We start from the raw sequence: 15,615 nt of genomic DNA, 5'->3' as shown, positions 1-15,615 counted from the left end.
CTATACTTCGTTTAAATAATAGTTAAATCATCAATGACTAGGAATAGTACACATTGCCGGAGAGTTCAGCGAGCCAATGACGGTGGAAGATTGGCACTGCTCAGCATGTCGAATGGACCTAATAGATACAGTCTGAGCCGCCGGCGGCGGGGTAGGCGCTGTCGGAGTTTCTCCACCGTTACAATGGAGGCGGATATCGGAAAATTTCCCGTATCTTGAAAGCCGGGCTGTGATCGATCATGGCTAACCAGGGTGGTACCGCGGGCTAAAACCTCGTCCCTATACTTTATAGGACGGGGTTTTTTTGTTTTTACTCAAGCAATAAGGAGGACGAATGCGATGAATCCCGAAAAGCCAACTTCGGAAATGAAAATTTATGAAAAAACCAAAGGCGGTTCCTATCGCTGGGTTACCATTACCACGTTACTACTGGCGATTGGTGCAATTTTGCATTTGGTCAGCCCCAGCATTGGCGGCATAACCCCCAACTGGACGATTGCCATGTACTGTATCGCCATTAATCTGACCAGACCGTCCACCGGCCAGGCCTTCGGCATTGGCCTGGTAGCGGCCGCAATCAACATTCCCACTTCCAAATCAGCTTTTCCGTACGGAAACTTATTAAGCGAACCGGTCGGCGCCATTGTCTGCAGTCTGCTGGTTGTCTTATTATCTGACTTCTCCATCGGAAAACTTAGCCTGAAGCCGGGCGTAATCGGATTTATCACTACCATCGCCAGTGGCCTGACCTTTATCACTACCCTGAAAATAGTGTTGTCGCTGCCCCTGCCGGTGTACCTGTATGCCATGCTGCCGGTTGTCTTGATGACAGCCGCGATCAATGGGATCATTACACAGCTCTTATACTTCCCAGCAAAAAAGCTGTTTGACGGAAAGGAAATCAATCATGCCGGCGATCAAAATAGAAAACTTTAGTTATGCTTATCATCATCCTCATAAAGTACTTGACAACATAAACATCACAGTTGATCAAGGCTCCTTTGCCGTAATTCTCGGTCCCAGCGGGGCTGGTAAAACCACACTCTGCCTGGCGCTGGCCGGAGCCGTCCCTCATTATTTCGGCGGCAGTCTGGCCGGCTCGGTATCGGTCAATGCCGTTTCAGCGGCGGACAGTACAATGCCCGAACTGGCGCAAACTGTCGGCAGTGTTTTACAGGACTATGAAGTACAGCTTGTGACAATGACGGTAGAGGAAGAAATTGCTTTTAGTTTAGAAAATCTGGGCCTGGAAGAGGAAAAAGTCCTTGCTTGCATCAGTCAAACACTGGCTACCGTCGGTCTTGCCGGTTACGAACAGGCTGAAGTCGCCTCATTGTCGGGCGGGCAAAAACAACGCCTGGCGATTGCCAGTGTGCTGGCTGCTGATCCGTCTATTCTGGTGCTGGATGAACCCGCTTCGGCCCTTGATCCGGAAGGAACGCGGGCGCTGTATAAATTACTGGATGAACTTAAGCGTCAGAAGGGTCTGACCATCATCGTCGTCGAGCATGATATCGCCCAGGTACTGCCTTACGCTGATCAATTCATTCTGCTGAATGACGGCAGGCTGATACAAGCCGGCTCCCCGGACGCAGTTTTGACCTACATGTGGACCAATGAGCTCACCCCGGAAGCTTTGCCGCCGCTTTGGCGTTTAAAATTAGCCCTGGAAGCGCAGACAGGCCTTCAACTGTCAGCCTGGCGGACTGAACAGTCGGCCATTGCGGAACTGTCAGCCTGCCTGAGTAAGAGAGGGGCCGCCAATGTTTGAATTACACGCCGTTGATTTTGGCTATAAAGCCCAGACCAGAGCGATCCGCAACGTATCTCTGGTCATCCGCCCCGGTGAGTTTCTGGCTGTAGCCGGACGCAACGGCAGCGGCAAAACTACGCTTACCCGGTTGCTGATGGCTTTAAAAAAACCGGTAAGCGGAGAAATTCTGTTTCAGGGAAAGAACACGCAACAATGTACTCCCGCCGACATGGCCCGCCATATCGGCTATGTGTTTCAACATCCGGACCGGCAGATATTCCGGGATACCGTCAGGGCTGAAGTGGGTTATGGCCCTGAACAGTTAGGCTATACGCCGCAGCAGATTGAGGCTTATGTCGGTGAAGCGCTGCAGGTTACCGGCCTGACCGGTTTGGCCGCGACTCATCCCTCCACACTTTCCCGAGGCCAGAAACAGCGTCTTGCCATTGCTTCCGCCTTGTCAATGCAGCCCGGGATGGTTATTCTTGATGAACCGACCAGCGGGCAGGATGCCCGGGAGCGCCGCCGGCTGCTGGAATTACTGAGCCGGCTGCATAGCCAGGGCAAAACCATTGTCCTGATCACCCATGATATGGATATCCTCGCCGCTTACGCCCAGAGAGTCATTGTCATGGCCCAGGGCAGCAAGGTTTTTGACGGCGTCACCGCCGAACTGTTTGCCGATGACCGGCTGCAGCAATGGGGGCTGTCTCAGCCGGCGGCGCTAACCATATCCCAGGCTTTGTCCGGTTTCGGCATCGCGCCGGCCTTTACCGTCAGTCAGCTTATTGATCAACTCGGCCCGCGCCTGGGGAGGAATTGAGCATGCCAAAATTCGCGCCTTTAACGAAGCTCCTATTTACTGTTTTTGTCACCCTTTGGTCAATTTTACTGCAATCGGTTCCGGCTTTGGCCCTGCTTATCATCGGCCAGTTTCTCCTGCTGCTATGTGCAAAAGTCGGTAAAACTGTTTATCGAGGCGTTGCCGGCTTAATCCTGTTTGCCGCCATACTGGCGGCTATACAGTACGGTTTAAGCGGCGATACTCATCTGGCAGTGGTTACAGCCCTCAAAATGGTCGCAATGACCCTGGTCTTTTTTATTCTTCTCGCCACCACCAGAATGCAGGATTTGTCGGTAGCGCTGGTTGCGCAATGCCGCGTTCCCCACGAGTACGCGTTTATGCTGACCGCCGCCCTCCGGTTTATTCCCGATTTCCTCAGTGAAAGCAAAGCCATCCAGGAAGCCCAGGCCTGCCGGGGTTATTCGCCGCACGGCAATCCGGTCAAAAGACTGCTTGCTTACGCAGCCATTGTCAAACCGCTGGTCCTGAAAGCTGTCAGCCGTTCGGAAACTATGGCCTTAAGCCTGGAACTGCGCGGGTTCGCCAACCGTAAAAGCTGCAGCTTTAAAAGCCGGGTACGGCTTTCCCCGCCGGACTACGCCGCACTGTTATGCATGGTCAGTCTAACGGTCAGCCTAATCGCCAGACAATTTTCTTAACCCTTGCACTCGAGTGCGGTAAAACAAGCGCAAATCCCGGTTGCGCTTAGGCAAATGAAAAGGTATAATCGTAGCAAAGAATAAGGGATGTCTAAAAATGCCGCAGCATTTCAGGACATCCCTTTAGCACCTAACCATACAAGGAGACTTAAGCCTATGAACAAAAAGGCTGTGAAATGGCTGTATCAAGAACTGCCTGAACTTGTCGCCAAAGGCGTACTAACACCGTCCAGCGCCGAAAGCCTGAAAAAACATTACGGACCGCTGGAGGAAACGTCAGGCGCCAGACGGGCGCTGCTGATTTTCGGCGTCATTGGCGTCATTTTGGTCGGGTTGGGCGTCATGTTAATTCTAGCCCACAATTGGCCCCAACTGACCAAAGGCGTCCGTTTGGCAATTGCGGCGGGCTTACTGGCCGCCGCTCAGCTTCTCGCCGGGCTGGCGCTGCATTACAAGCCGGACAGCCGCGTATGGCGGGAATGCACTGCTACGCTGCAGGCGTTGATGCTTGGCACGGCAATGGCGCTTGTCGGCCAGACGTACCACCTGACTGAGGACACGGCAATGTTTTTGCGCAACTGGCTGCTCCTGTCCCTGCCGCTGATCTATCTCCTGGAATCTGATGTTGTGGCCGGCTTATATCTGCTGGGAGTTGCCGCCTGGTCATCCGCCGGCCGGTATTCCCCGGAGCACCAGCTGGTCTGGCTGTTCCTGCTTCTGGCCATTCCCTATTGCCGGCGGCTGGTCCAAACCGCCCGTTATGCCAATACCACCATCAGCTTATTGTGGATGGCCAACCTTGTTTTTTACTTCTGCTTTATGACGGCTTGGGGAAGTTACTTCAGCGAATCGGCGTTTCTTATCTACAGTCTGTTATTTACCGTTAATTTTCTGCTGGGCCTTTTCTGGTTTAATTCCAGCCGTGAACGCTGGCGAATGCCGTTTCAGGCAATCGGCTTGACCGGCAGCTTAGCGTTAATCTATCTGCTGACCTTCAACAGCAGCTGGCGCTACCTGCACTGGGATATTTCCGGCGTCAGCCTGGCGGAGGGGTCCCTGATTCTAGTGCTGTCAATACTGGCGGCGGGCGGCAGTATCAGGCTGATCCGTCAGGCCGGCTGGCGTAAACTGCAATATTCCGTCGCCCCGCTGATCATCGGCGGCGCTTACCTGCTGCAGTTTTACCAGCCCGGCGGAATTGCCGCCACCGTTTTACTCAACTGCTATCTGCTGGCCCTCAGCATTAGTATGATTACTGCCGGGATACGCCGTTCCAGCCTGACCCGGGTCAATACCGGCCTGCTGCTTCTGGCGCTGCTTATTGCCGCCCGTTTTTTTGATATTGATTTCAGCTTTGTCGTCAGAGGGTTGGTTTTCGTCATACTGGGCATTGCCTTCCTGGTAACAAATCTGCTGATCGTACGCCGGAAAAAAAGTGAGGAGACAGTATGAAAAGGTTCAAACTGCGCTTCATTTTGCTTATTGGCCTCGCGGTCATTCAACTGGCTGCCCTGTTAGCTATGGCCTGGCACTGGGAAAACATCCTCCAAACCGGCCAGCGTTTTTATTGGGCCACCGCTCCGGTCGATCCTCATGATGCTTTTCGCGGACGCTATATTGACCTGAGTTTTAAAGACCCCGCCGGCCCCCTGCTTGATCCGGCCGCACTGAATTATGGCCAGACCGCCTATGCGATCGTTGCCGCAGATCAGAGCGGCCGGGCGGTCATTACCGGCGTAAGCGCCGTTCGTCCGTCCGCAGCGCCGTATGTCAAAGTAACTGTTCGCTATACCCAGGGCGGCGACGTCCATGTTGACCTGCCGTTTAAACGTTATTATCTGCCTGAAGACAGCGCACCGGCCGCTGAAACCGCTTACCGGAAGCGCGCCGTACAAACAGGCGTGGCCGCCGTCCGCCTAAAGAACGGCTACGGCGTCGTCGAAGAGCTGTACATCGAGCATCAGCCGCTTGCCGATTATCTGCAAAATTCCCGGCCTTAACACATAGCTTGCATTTCCCTACCGTGCTTGAATGATAAAAGCAGTAAATTTCTTCAGCAAGTTTACGCATTTCTTCCCTCATGGCTTCGGGTTCAAGGCATACGCATTTATTGCCGAAAGCCAATAAATAACGGCAGGCTAAATCATCTATCGGCAAATGGATGTCAGCAATATAATATTTTGCTCCGTCCGGTATTAGACACGCTTCCCCGAAGCGGGCTATAATCATATCCCGGATTTCCTCATGGATGCGCAATTTAGCCGCGACCAATCTTTTGTCGTTAAAGACAACCGTATCCAGGCTTTCAGCAGGAAAATCGCGGATTTCAAAGGGTTGTTCCAGGATACCGATATTTTGCATTCTCAATAGCTTGAATGTTCTAAAATCGTTGCGTATCAGGCAATAGCCCTGAATGTACCAATCTTCACCTTTCAGCAACAGGCGGTAAGGCTCTATTTTCCGGTTGCTTTTTTGATTTCTAATATCCCGATAATCAAACCGCAAGCAAAACTGGTGCTCCAACGCTGTTTGTATTGTTTCAATCGTATCGGACAATCCTCCGGCCTGTAACCACGGAGCTATGTCAATTTTAATTTGGTTGGCGCGAAACTGAAACTCTTTTTGTTTGTCCGGCGGAATCATGCCCTTTACCTTGGCAAGGGTATTGACAATTGCATCACCCGGAATATTGCTTTGGATACTTCCCAGCCCCAACAGCAAAGTTGTGATGTCCGCTGTGGAAAATAGCCGCTTTTCCACTTTATATGTTTTCAGAATTTCCGCGCCGCCGCCCGGTCCGGCTGTCGCTAAAATTGGAATTCCCGCCTGATTTATGGATTCTAAATCCCGATAAATCGTGCGTGTTGAAACTTCAAACATTTGGGCTAAATCTTTTGCGCTGACTTTCTCACGCTCCAGCAAAATCATGATGATTGCTATTAGCCTGTCTATTTTCACATAATCACTTCTAACCTTGTTTTTTTATGTACAGCATAAATCATTGACATATAGGTGTCAATGATTAGGCGTTATACTGAAAAAAAAACAGGAGTGATGCCAAATGAATGAAACAGTAAGAACAGCAACGGAAACACTGCGGGAGCAAATCGGGCAAGATAAAATTATGGTGCTTGCCACTAGAAACGGCGATGGTGTAGCCGCCCGGACTGTAAATATTTATACTTACGGCGGATGTTTTTATTTCATCACGGAAGCTGACTCAAATAAATATACACAAATCAGTCAAAATGCGCAGGTTGCTTTGAGTATCGACGCTATCCAGATTACAGGCTGCGCCACACTGCTTGAGCATCCTTGCAGCGCGTCAAATAAGCTGATCGCCGCTTTTGTGGAAAAGCAGCTCCCGCAACAATTCGCCCGTTATGCGGCGGAGCCAGTTATGCGGCTGATACGGGTAAACCCTGTTTCCGCCAGCTTTATTCTGTTGGAAACAGGCGCGGGATATGTGATTGACTTTGCAAAAAACACGGCGATTCCAATTCAGCATGAAATGCAGGTTTAGCTGTGGAAACAATACAACTGCTGACTTATTTAGCTGATTTGGCAAACAACAACCGGGAATGGTATCATCAACACAAAGAAGCAAAGAAAGCGGCAACCGCTGTATTTGAACATATTGTGCTGGAATTAACTCAACGAATCGGTGTTTGGGAAAATATGTTCTTAGCTCATCCCCCCAAGAATTGATTTTCAGACTGAACCGCGATATTAGATTCAGCAGTGATAAAAAGCCTTACAATCCCGCTTTCAGAGCACACCTATCCCCTTGGGGAAAACCGTTTATTCCTTTAGGCTATTATCTTTGTATCCGACCGGGTGAACAGTCTTTTGTCGCTGGCGGACTTTATGGCTCCGGTTGGCAAGAAGCCGCCAACCGAGTACGGGACTACATTGCAGACCACGGCAATGAATTCGAAAAAATCGTGACAGGAAATGCATTTACCAAATATTTTACAGTCCTGGGGGAAAAGCTAAAACGCGTTCCAAAGGGTAATGATATAGACCACCCCCAGGCCGAGTATTTGAAGCATAAAAGTTGGTATGCTCAAAGCTTCATAGCCGATAAGACGGTGTTGACTGCTGAACGTTTCTATGACATTGTAATTGAAAAATACCGTGCGCTTAAACCTTTTAAGGATTATTTAAATAAGGCTTTAGAATGTTATCAGATACCGAAACGGTAGAATAAATTTTATACAAACCAAGTCAAAAATACCCGTTAGCTGGCTACCGACTTAGCCCCCAAAAACAATCAGGCTGTTTCGACCTTGGGCAGGTCGAAACAGCCTGATTGTTTTTCAGCCGGGTTTTAAGGCTTAACGGAAGCCTTAAACATTTGCCGGCCATCTTTCATTTCAATGATAACTGCGCTTTTTACCGCATCGTGACTGGCATTGAGCGTGGTCAGGCCGGTAATGGCCGGGTAATCCTTGGTGTCAGCCAGCGCATCCCGGATTTTTTCCGGTTCAACGCTATTGGCCCGCTTGATGGCGTCAATCAGTACATTGGCGGCGTCATACCCCAGTACCGCCAGCGCGTCCGGCGTTTGCCCGTATTCTTTTTTATAAGCGTCGACAAAAGCCTGCGAAGCCGGGCTGGTATCTTCTACCGAGTAGTGGTTGGTAAAATACGTATTGTTCAGCGCCGGCGCCGTTGCGACCTCCAGCAGCTTGGGCGAATCCCAGCCGTCGCCGCCCACAATTGGCGCAGTAATCCCCAGTTCCCGGGCCTGTCTGACAATTTTGCCCACTTCTTCATAATAACCCGGTACATAAATGATTTCAGGCTCCAGTGCCTTTACCTTAGTTAAAACCGTTTTAAAATCCTGATCTTTTTGCAGATAGGCCTCTTCAGCCAGAATTCTGCCGCCGCCTTTGGCAAAGGCTTCTTTAAAGAAAGCCGCCAGTCCCTTGCTGTAATCACTGCTGTTGTCCACCAGTATGGCGGCTTTGGTTAATTGCAGGGTATTCAGCACGAAATTTGCGCCAACCGTCCCTTGAAACGGATCAATAAAGCAAACCCGGAAAGTATATTGTTTGACCGCTCCGCTTGTTTCATCCACAGTTACCTTGGGATTTGTTGCCCCAACCGCCAAAAAGGGCACTTTAACGGCTTCAGCCACACTTGAGGCGGCAATGGCATTGGAGCTGGCGAAAACGCCGGTTACAGCCACCGCCTGATCCTGAGTTGCCAGCTTGGTCATGGCGTTTGCCGATTCGGACGGCTCACTTTTGTTGTCGGCAATCACCGCCTGCAATTGCCTGCCCAGAACGCCGCCCCGGGCATTGGCCTCTTTAATTGCCAGTTTGGCCCCATTGGCGGAGGATGTTCCCAAAGTTGCATTGCCGCCGGTAAGTTCGTTCAGCAGGCCGATCTTAATGTCATTTGAGCCTGCGCTGCCGCAGCCTGCCAGCATTGCCGCGATTAGTACGGCCAGCAGCAATGCTGTCACCAATGTAAAATAGTTTTTTCTCATGTAAAGCTCTCCCCCCATGTTCAAAGTTGACTTCTCTTTTTGCACCGCTGTAAAAAAATTGCACGAACTGTCAGCAATACAAAGCAAAAAGTCAAATCATACGATTTGACTCAGAAGAACAACAAAGAGGTCCATCAACAAATTGGATCTGTGACGCAACCGCAATGCTCTGTCCTTTTGCCTGAGAGTTTCAACGGTTATTATCCATAACCGCTTTGCACCTTCGGCGCCCTGCTGACAGGGGCTCTCCAGAGTTCCATCCGTTTACGGTTATAACCAAAAACTGCTCAAAACCAAGCGCTTTATCGCATTTCCGCAAACTTCATATGGACACTGTATTAAATTTTTAGTACGTTTATATCTTAACGGCAATTCTGCGAATTGTCAAGTAATCCTGACAAAATTAACCTCCAGCACCCCGCCCCTTCCTTACGCTGCTTTGTTCCCTGCACCGCACTGCCTGTAAATTGGGCCGGTACTGTATCGGCAGGAGGAAAATGGAATACAGGTAAGAATAGTTTAAGGAGAATGAATTTTACGCAAAGGAGAGTGTGTTTATGCTTCGCTTTTTTACCCGTATCTTACCGGGCATCATTATTTGCCTGACCTTACTTGCCGGGCAAGCTTCGGCCGCCGCCGGGGAAAGTATTCTGCTGCAAAAGGATACCGACTTGCATCCGCAAGGCTGGAGTGTGGGCAAATTTATCAAGTTCAAAAAAGACTCTGTGGCTGTGTTGAATCAGACGGGGGAAGTTATTTCAGGAACGCTGGATAAAAATACTTTTTTACAGCCCCGTGGCTGGAACAGGGTAATTAACGATTATTACTACACCACTGTCCGCACCGACATTGGCCCATTCCTGCATCGCTACTACCATCCGTTTATCAGTCGTGAATATAACGTAACCATTCCCGGCTACGGTCATTTGCTGTATAAAGGAGGCGCCGCCGTAACTTTCAGCGAACAGGGCGATGTCCTTTCAGGGACACTGGCGGATAAGGCCACTATCCGCCTGGGCGACAATAAATACGGTTTTGTAACCTTCAAAAGCAATACCCTGCTCGAATTTTATCCCTCCGGCGCCGTAAAAACCGGAGTACTGGAGGAAGACACTTACCTGCGGCCGGTTAACTGGCGGCTGCTGACCGGCGAGGAGCATTCAGCCGGCTATATCAAATTTAGTAAAGGCCGGCAGCTTAGTTTTAATGAAGACGGCGAGGTACTTACCGGCGCCATTAAGGATAAGGCAACCCTGCCGGCCAAAGATGGTTCACAGCAAATTTTCCCGGCCGGCTCGACCATTGATTTTGCTGAAGTTTGCATAATACCGCCAAAACAGGCAAAAACTGATTAACGTCAATGCTTCACTGCAAGCGCCGGTTCACTGCTCTGTCTTTATAGCGCAGCCGACCGGCCAGCATTTTGGGAACACACTGCCGTTACCAGTAAGTCTCACTTGATAAGGGGTGCATTTATGCCTGCTAAATGGGTAACCTTTTTCACAATATTTCTGGCAATATACAGCTTGGCCAATCTCTATGCAGCCTGGCGGGGCTGGCAGACTCTGCACCTGTATTATCCGGCCTTGAACTTAAGCTGGTATGTATTGCTGTGCTTATTTCTGACCCTTGCCTATCCCTTAGGACGGTTTGGGGAATCGCTGCTGCCGCTTGGGCTGATTAACAAATTAACCATCATTGGTTCCTACTGGTTCGGGATGATCTATTATCTGTTTTTGCTGACCATACTGCTTGATCTTTGTTCATGGGCAGCCGGATTCGCCGGATTCGCCGGCGCCAGTCATTGGCGCACCGCCGTCGGCATGCCGCTGGTGCTGGCCGCGGCAACCAGTTTATTAATTTATGGGATCTATAATGCCAACCACCCGGTTATCCGGAATTACGAAGTCACCATCCATAAGCCCTCGCCCCGGTCTTCACTGCACGTGGTAATGGTATCGGACATCCACCTGGGGAAAATCGTGACCACGGCGCGGCTGCATGATTTGATCAAGCGCATCAATGCCCTGCAGCCTGAGCTGGTATTACTGCCCGGCGATATCATTGATGAAGATGTCGACCTGTTTGCCGACAAGCGGATGGCCGATGCTTTTACCCGGCTTAACCCGCCGTTGGGAACATACGCTGTGCTGGGCAATCATGAATATATTGGCGGCAAATCAGAAGCCGCCATCATTGAATTACAACGTGGCGGAATAAAAGTGCTGCGTGATGCCGCAGTTAAAATTGATGATAGTTTTTATCTGGCGGGACGCGATGACTATTCCCGGCATCGTTTCGCCGGTCTGACCAGAGCTCCGTTAGCCGCCATTATGCAGGAGGTGGATACCGCTCTTCCGGTCATCCTGCTGGATCACCAGCCGGCGGATCTGGCGGAAGCTGAAGCCGCCAACGTCGACCTGCAGTTATCAGGACATACCCACCGGGGACAAATGTTTCCCAATCATTTGATCACCCAGGCTGTCTATGAAGTGGACTGGGGCTATTTGCGCAAAAATAGGCTGCAAGTAATTGTTTCCTGCGGTTACGGTACCTGGGGACCGCCCATCCGGATCGGCAATCAGCCTGAAATTGTGAATCTTATCATTCATTTTAACCCTAAAGAGGCGCCATAATCCGGCTGATCCCGGCACCGCCTCGTTGCGCGAGGTCAATGATCTGCCCGTCAGCCGTTCTGACAATCGGCAGGTAGGAACCATTGGGATGAAAGAAGATTACTTCAGCTTCCCGGCCGTCCAGCAGCAAAACCCGGTTATTCAGCAAGCTGTCTTTTACCTGACCGACGAACGTACGGCAAATTGCGGTATCCAGTTTGCCCAGCATTTTGTAAGCCAGCGTATCCAGTACCGGAAACGGATTGGCGTACTCCCCGCTGTAGGCCTGCACATGAAAGGTGTCGGCAATGGCAATGATTTTGGCGTAGGGATGTATTTTAAAACCTTTGACGGCAGTGGGAAACCCGCTGCCGTCAATGCATTCCCGGTGCTGCACCACGCCGAGGATAACTTCACCGGGTATGCCGTTTAATTTCTTTAACAGAGCGGCTGCCTCAGCCAGATGTGTACGGGGGTCATTTTTTTTGCCTCCCGCCAGACTGCCGACGTCATGCAGCAGTCCAGCCAGCGCCACCCCTCGAATATCCTGTTCACTCCACTTCAATTTGCGGGCAATGTTTCCGGCCAGATAGGCCACCATCACCGAATGCCGTGAAACGAAATCCGCCAATTTGTAGTCGCTGATCAACAAATGATTAAGACCTGCCAGACTGTTATTTTGGATAGAGGAATGTATTTGACCGGCTGCATCTTTTAGCGACGACAAGGGAATAAGCTTTTGCTTTTGAATAATCTCAAACGTTTGCGCAACATGGGTAACCAGAGAATCAAATTCCTGAACAAACTTTACATACTCGCAAGCGCCGGTCTTTTGCCCTCCGTCCGGGGCTGTATCCTCTGCCGGTTCGGCGCCTGGCTCAGGTTCGGCCTCGCCGGCGGCCGGCGCTTCCTCCCTGTCATCAATAAACACCTGCTTTACATCCCAGGTTGTTAACAGGGAAATGTGACGCTGCGTCAATACTACATTTTTTCCCAGCAGAACCTTGCCGCTGACTGAAATAACCGCATCGGCAAGCACCAGGCCTGGTTCCAGATCTGTTACCGCTATCATTTTTGTTGCCATCATTCATGCCCCCTGTCGCAACCGGCTCCCCACTCTCCAGCGGATATTTCTTCGGTGTATTTGACCATCATTATACAATTTAAAGGCCTGTTTTACAATCTAACCATAGTCCTATTAAGCATCCCTGTCCCCAGTCATAAGTCCTAGTACCTGATCAGGTACCAGCCCCCGGGATTGCCAGACAGCTCTTACGGTCACTTCCCTTGGACCAAATGATCGTAAGAGCTGTCTGGCCGTTACCCGTTCTAATTTTTCATACATTCCAAAAATACTTGTAAAGCTTGACGCTGCGCTGTCGTTAAGGCTTTGATCGTGTCGAGAAGCCGCTTTAGATCCGGCTCCAGCTCGGGCTGAACACTGGAGAAAAAATTGCTTAAGGATAAGCCCAGCGCTGTAACAATACGCTCTAGCACTTCAAAGGTCGGCGAATTAATCCCGGCTTCAATCCGGCTCAGAGAGCTTTGCGATATGCCGGCTTTTTTGGCTAATAAATTGATACTCATATTTTGCTTTTCCCGGTTGCTTCTGATAATTTGACTAATATCCAAAGTATCACCTGCCTAAATAATTGCAAATTATTATGCTTATTTGCATTATACACTAGATTTTTTTAATTAAATATTATGCAAAGATGCATTGACATTTAATGTATAAAAGCATAAAATAATTATGATTAAACGCATAGGATGTGAGATCATTGGACCTTGGACATAATATTTTGCGTTTACGGGAACGAAAAAAGATGACGCAGCAAGCATTGGAACGTGCCGCCAGAGTTCCCCAGTCCTCCATATCGCGCATTGAAAAAGGAACGCTTGGCAACCCTGGTATCGAAACAGTCAAGCGGATAGCCACAGCCTTAGAGGTCACGGTAAACGATTTACTGGAAGATTCGTCTTCCGGCGGTCCTTCCCCGGCAACCTGAATATCCTGTCAGACATTATTATGATTCACAGATTGAGCTTTTATTAGAAGCTAAACAAGCAAATACGCTGTCAAGCTGAATGACATAAAGTGGTGAAATTGCACGAAAAACATGCCATCAAGGCATGTTTTTCGCATAATCCCGCTTCTCAGTGCCTTCGCAAGGTTAGATGTTTCAAACAACATAGATTTTTTGCACTGCAGGCGCCGGCAACGAAGCCGTGCGGGAAAATGTGTTGTTTAACCTAATATTTTACTTTGTCAAGGCCCTCAGCCGCCGTTCAGCTAATATATACAAGGAGATGGGTTAAATGAAACTCACAGGGAAAATGGTGTCCAGCTTTATCGCAGTAGTGCTGGTGGCTTCAATTGGCTTTATCTATATGAGCCGTGAAATAGACGCCATTGCCGAGACCGCCGAAACATTCAAAACCACCGACCTGCCGCGTCTGGCTCTGAGCAATGATATTGCCCTCAGGGCAACAGGACAGGTGGCCAGCATGAGAGGATATTGGATCAGCCGCGACGAATCGATGCTGAAAGAATATCACAAACTGAAAGAGCTTAACATCCAGGCTGAAAATGAACTTATCGAAAAATCAGGTACAGAAGCCGCCAGACAGCTGGCAGGCGAGCTCAAGACGGCCAACGAGCAGTACTCCGCCCTGGTGGAAAACAAAATACTGCCGCTGCTGCAGTCCGGCAACACCGAGGAAGCTACCCGGAACATGCTGAATGAGGTGACGCCGGCCGCCAATGCATTGCAGAAAAAAGTCAACGAAGCGAAAGAGTTTCGGAATGCAGCAATAGACAAGTCGATCGACAACATTCTCAATTCAGCCAGAACGGCTCAGAACGCCTCGGTCATAGCGGCATTAGTGTCGGCATTATTGGGTATTGCCATCGGCTTTTTTTCGGCCCGCAACATAGCCTCCCCCGTAAAACAGATGGCCCAGGCAGCGGAGAAGCTGGCTTTAGGTGATTTAACCATCGAAATCCAGCCGCAAAGCAAAGATGAAGTCGGACAACTGGCCTCATCCTTCGCCACTGCTGTAACCAATCTGCGCAATCTGGTCCGGCAGGTGTCCGCCAACGCTGAACAGGTTGCCGCCTCCTCCGAAGAACTGACAGCCAGCGCCGACCAGTCCGCGCAGGCTGCTAATCAGATTGCAGCCTCAATTACCGATGTGGCCAGAGGCGCTGAAGAACAACTGACTGCCGCCAACGAAACCTCGGCGGTTGTCGAACAGACAACCGCCGGCCTGCAGCAAATAGCCTCCAGCACCAATCAGGTGACGGCGAAGTCCGCCGAAGCCGCCAGGCAGGCCGCAACCGGCGGCGAGGCCGTAGCAAAAGCGGTCAGTCAAATGGCCGAGATCGAAAAATCGGTGCAGGCTGTTGCCGGAACAGTAGACAAGCTAAGTGCGCAGTCCCAGGAGATTGGCACGATTGTTGACACCATTGCCGGAATCGCCGGACAAACCAACCTGCTGGCTCTCAATGCAGCCATTGAGGCTGCCCGCGCCGGCGAGCAGGGCCGGGGTTTTGCCGTCGTAGCCGAGGAAGTCCGGAAATTAGCGGAACAGTCGGAAGAAGCGGCCAAACAAATTGCCGCCCTGATCAGTGAAATTCAGCAGGATACCGCCCAAGCCGTGACTGCAATGAACGAAGGCTCGCATGAAGTCAAACTGGGAACCGAAGTTGTCAACATGGCCGGGGTATCCTTCCGCCAAATCAACGAACTGGTTGACCAGGTATCCGATCAGGTTAAGGAAATATCAGCCGCAATTGACCAAATGGCGCAGGGCAGCCAGCAAATGGTAAATTCGGTGAAGAAAATCGATGATCTCAGTAAAAATGCCAGCGGTGAAGCCCAGTCGGTTTCCGCGGCCACCGAAGAACAGTCAGCCTCTATGCAGGAAGTGGCTTCGGCCAGCCAGTCTCTGGCCAAACTGGCCGAAGATATGCAAATAGCCGTCCGGCAATTTAAATTGTAAAGCTGCCGGAACAGTAGGAGCGACAGTAGGGGTGTCTCTATCTGCAAAAGCAGTGAAAGACACCCCTGTTTTGGTTATGGCTGACAATCGCCTTGCGATACGCTCCGGCTAATCACCAATCATGACAATCCCGGCTCCTGAGCCGGACGGCAAGCCTTTATACCATTCCATTTTTTAGCGCTTAACCCGGACGGTTTAAAATCAGCGGAATGCTTATACTATACTCAATCAAACTTTTACTT

Annotated in this window: 14 protein-coding genes, 2 pseudogenes and 1 riboswitch; of the genes and pseudogenes, 12 read left to right on the top strand and 4 right to left on the bottom strand. The window is 50.4% G+C overall.

Annotated elements, in window-relative coordinates; all coding sequences use genetic code 11:
• Positions 1-339: 339 nt before the first annotated feature.
• The 6 genes from BLR06_RS11205 (at position 340) to BLR06_RS20025 (ending at position 5,256) form a co-directional block, all read left to right on the top strand.
• The gene (locus BLR06_RS11205; RefSeq protein ID WP_092073000.1) at positions 340-936 is read left to right on the top strand and encodes a tryptophan transporter; all 597 of its coding nucleotides are present in this window, start codon (positions 340-342) and stop codon (positions 934-936) included.
• Positions 908-1,771 carry an energy-coupling factor ABC transporter ATP-binding protein gene (locus BLR06_RS11200; RefSeq protein WP_092072997.1) on the top strand — a complete coding sequence of 288 codons (864 nt, stop codon included), beginning with the start codon at positions 908-910 and terminating at the stop codon, positions 1,769-1,771. Before BLR06_RS11205 ends, BLR06_RS11200 begins: the two co-directional genes overlap by 29 nt.
• On the top strand, positions 1,764-2,576 hold the full coding sequence (locus BLR06_RS11195) for an energy-coupling factor ABC transporter ATP-binding protein (protein ID WP_092072994.1): 813 nt from the start codon (positions 1,764-1,766) through the stop codon (positions 2,574-2,576). The genes BLR06_RS11200 and BLR06_RS11195 overlap by 8 nt, the downstream gene beginning before the upstream one ends.
• A 2-nt stretch (positions 2,577-2,578) precedes the next feature.
• A complete protein-coding gene (locus BLR06_RS11190) occupies positions 2,579-3,256 on the top strand; it encodes an energy-coupling factor transporter transmembrane component T family protein (RefSeq protein WP_092072991.1) in 678 nt (225 codons plus the stop codon).
• Between the two features lie 156 nt (positions 3,257-3,412).
• Positions 3,413-4,708, top strand: a complete 1,296-nt coding sequence (locus BLR06_RS11185; RefSeq protein ID WP_173812885.1) for a DUF2157 domain-containing protein — start codon at positions 3,413-3,415, stop codon at positions 4,706-4,708.
• The gene (locus BLR06_RS20025) at positions 4,705-5,256 is read left to right on the top strand and encodes a GDYXXLXY domain-containing protein (RefSeq protein ID WP_092072985.1); all 552 of its coding nucleotides are present in this window, start codon (positions 4,705-4,707) and stop codon (positions 5,254-5,256) included. Before BLR06_RS11185 ends, BLR06_RS20025 begins: the two co-directional genes overlap by 4 nt.
• Before the next feature lie 58 nt (positions 5,257-5,314).
• On the opposite strand, the pseudogene BLR06_RS20375 reads toward BLR06_RS20025, so the two are convergent.
• Positions 5,315-6,214 (bottom strand): annotated as a pseudogene (locus BLR06_RS20375) (helix-turn-helix transcriptional regulator); the annotation flags it as partial.
• Between the two features lie 103 nt (positions 6,215-6,317).
• Between BLR06_RS20375 and BLR06_RS11170 the strand changes: the two are divergent.
• Complete coding sequence (locus BLR06_RS11170; RefSeq protein WP_092072979.1) at positions 6,318-6,779, top strand: pyridoxamine 5'-phosphate oxidase family protein; 462 nt, start codon at positions 6,318-6,320, stop codon at positions 6,777-6,779.
• Between the two features lie 2 nt (positions 6,780-6,781).
• Positions 6,782-7,461, top strand: a pseudogene (locus tag BLR06_RS11165) (DUF2461 domain-containing protein).
• A gap of 125 nt (positions 7,462-7,586) precedes the next feature.
• On the opposite strand, the gene BLR06_RS11160 reads toward BLR06_RS11165, so the two are convergent.
• Positions 7,587-8,753 (bottom strand): ABC transporter substrate-binding protein, encoded by a 1,167-nt coding sequence (locus BLR06_RS11160; protein WP_092072976.1) that lies wholly within the window; start codon positions 8,751-8,753, stop codon positions 7,587-7,589.
• A gap of 159 nt (positions 8,754-8,912) precedes the next feature.
• Positions 8,913-9,015, bottom strand: a riboswitch (glycine riboswitch).
• Between the two features lie 295 nt (positions 9,016-9,310).
• On the opposite strand from BLR06_RS11160, the gene BLR06_RS11155 reads away from it, so the two are divergent.
• Together BLR06_RS11155 and BLR06_RS11150 are read left to right on the top strand one after the other, a co-directional pair.
• Entirely contained in the window at positions 9,311-10,108 is a 798-nt protein-coding gene (locus tag BLR06_RS11155; protein WP_092072973.1) for a hypothetical protein, read from the top strand.
• A gap of 120 nt (positions 10,109-10,228) precedes the next feature.
• Positions 10,229-11,389: a metallophosphoesterase gene (locus BLR06_RS11150; RefSeq protein WP_092072970.1), complete on the top strand. Its 1,161-nt coding sequence runs from the start codon at positions 10,229-10,231 to the stop codon at positions 11,387-11,389.
• Here the strand turns inward: BLR06_RS11150 and BLR06_RS11145 are convergent.
• Positions 11,373-12,455, bottom strand: coding sequence for an HD-GYP domain-containing protein (locus tag BLR06_RS11145; RefSeq protein ID WP_092072968.1), 1,083 nt, complete (start codon positions 12,453-12,455; stop codon positions 11,373-11,375). The genes BLR06_RS11150 and BLR06_RS11145 overlap by 17 nt on opposite strands.
• A 242-nt stretch (positions 12,456-12,697) precedes the next feature.
• Complete coding sequence (locus BLR06_RS11140; protein WP_092072965.1) at positions 12,698-13,000, bottom strand: helix-turn-helix domain-containing protein; 303 nt, start codon at positions 12,998-13,000, stop codon at positions 12,698-12,700.
• A 149-nt stretch (positions 13,001-13,149) separates the two neighbouring features.
• On the opposite strand from BLR06_RS11140, the gene BLR06_RS11135 reads away from it, so the two are divergent.
• Both BLR06_RS11135 and BLR06_RS11130 read left to right on the top strand, forming a co-directional pair.
• Positions 13,150-13,377: a helix-turn-helix domain-containing protein gene (locus BLR06_RS11135; RefSeq protein WP_092072962.1), complete on the top strand. Its 228-nt coding sequence runs from the start codon at positions 13,150-13,152 to the stop codon at positions 13,375-13,377.
• A gap of 310 nt (positions 13,378-13,687) precedes the next feature.
• Positions 13,688-15,373, top strand: coding sequence for a methyl-accepting chemotaxis protein (locus tag BLR06_RS11130; RefSeq protein ID WP_092072959.1), 1,686 nt, complete (start codon positions 13,688-13,690; stop codon positions 15,371-15,373).
• Positions 15,374-15,615: the final 242 nt, after the last annotated feature.

The organism is Dendrosporobacter quercicolus (assembly GCF_900104455.1).
Classification (GTDB): Bacteria; Bacillota; Negativicutes; order DSM-1736; family Dendrosporobacteraceae; genus Dendrosporobacter; species Dendrosporobacter quercicolus.
Note: the sequence above shows the minus strand (reverse complement) of the source record. Positions and strands in the feature narration are given on the sequence as shown.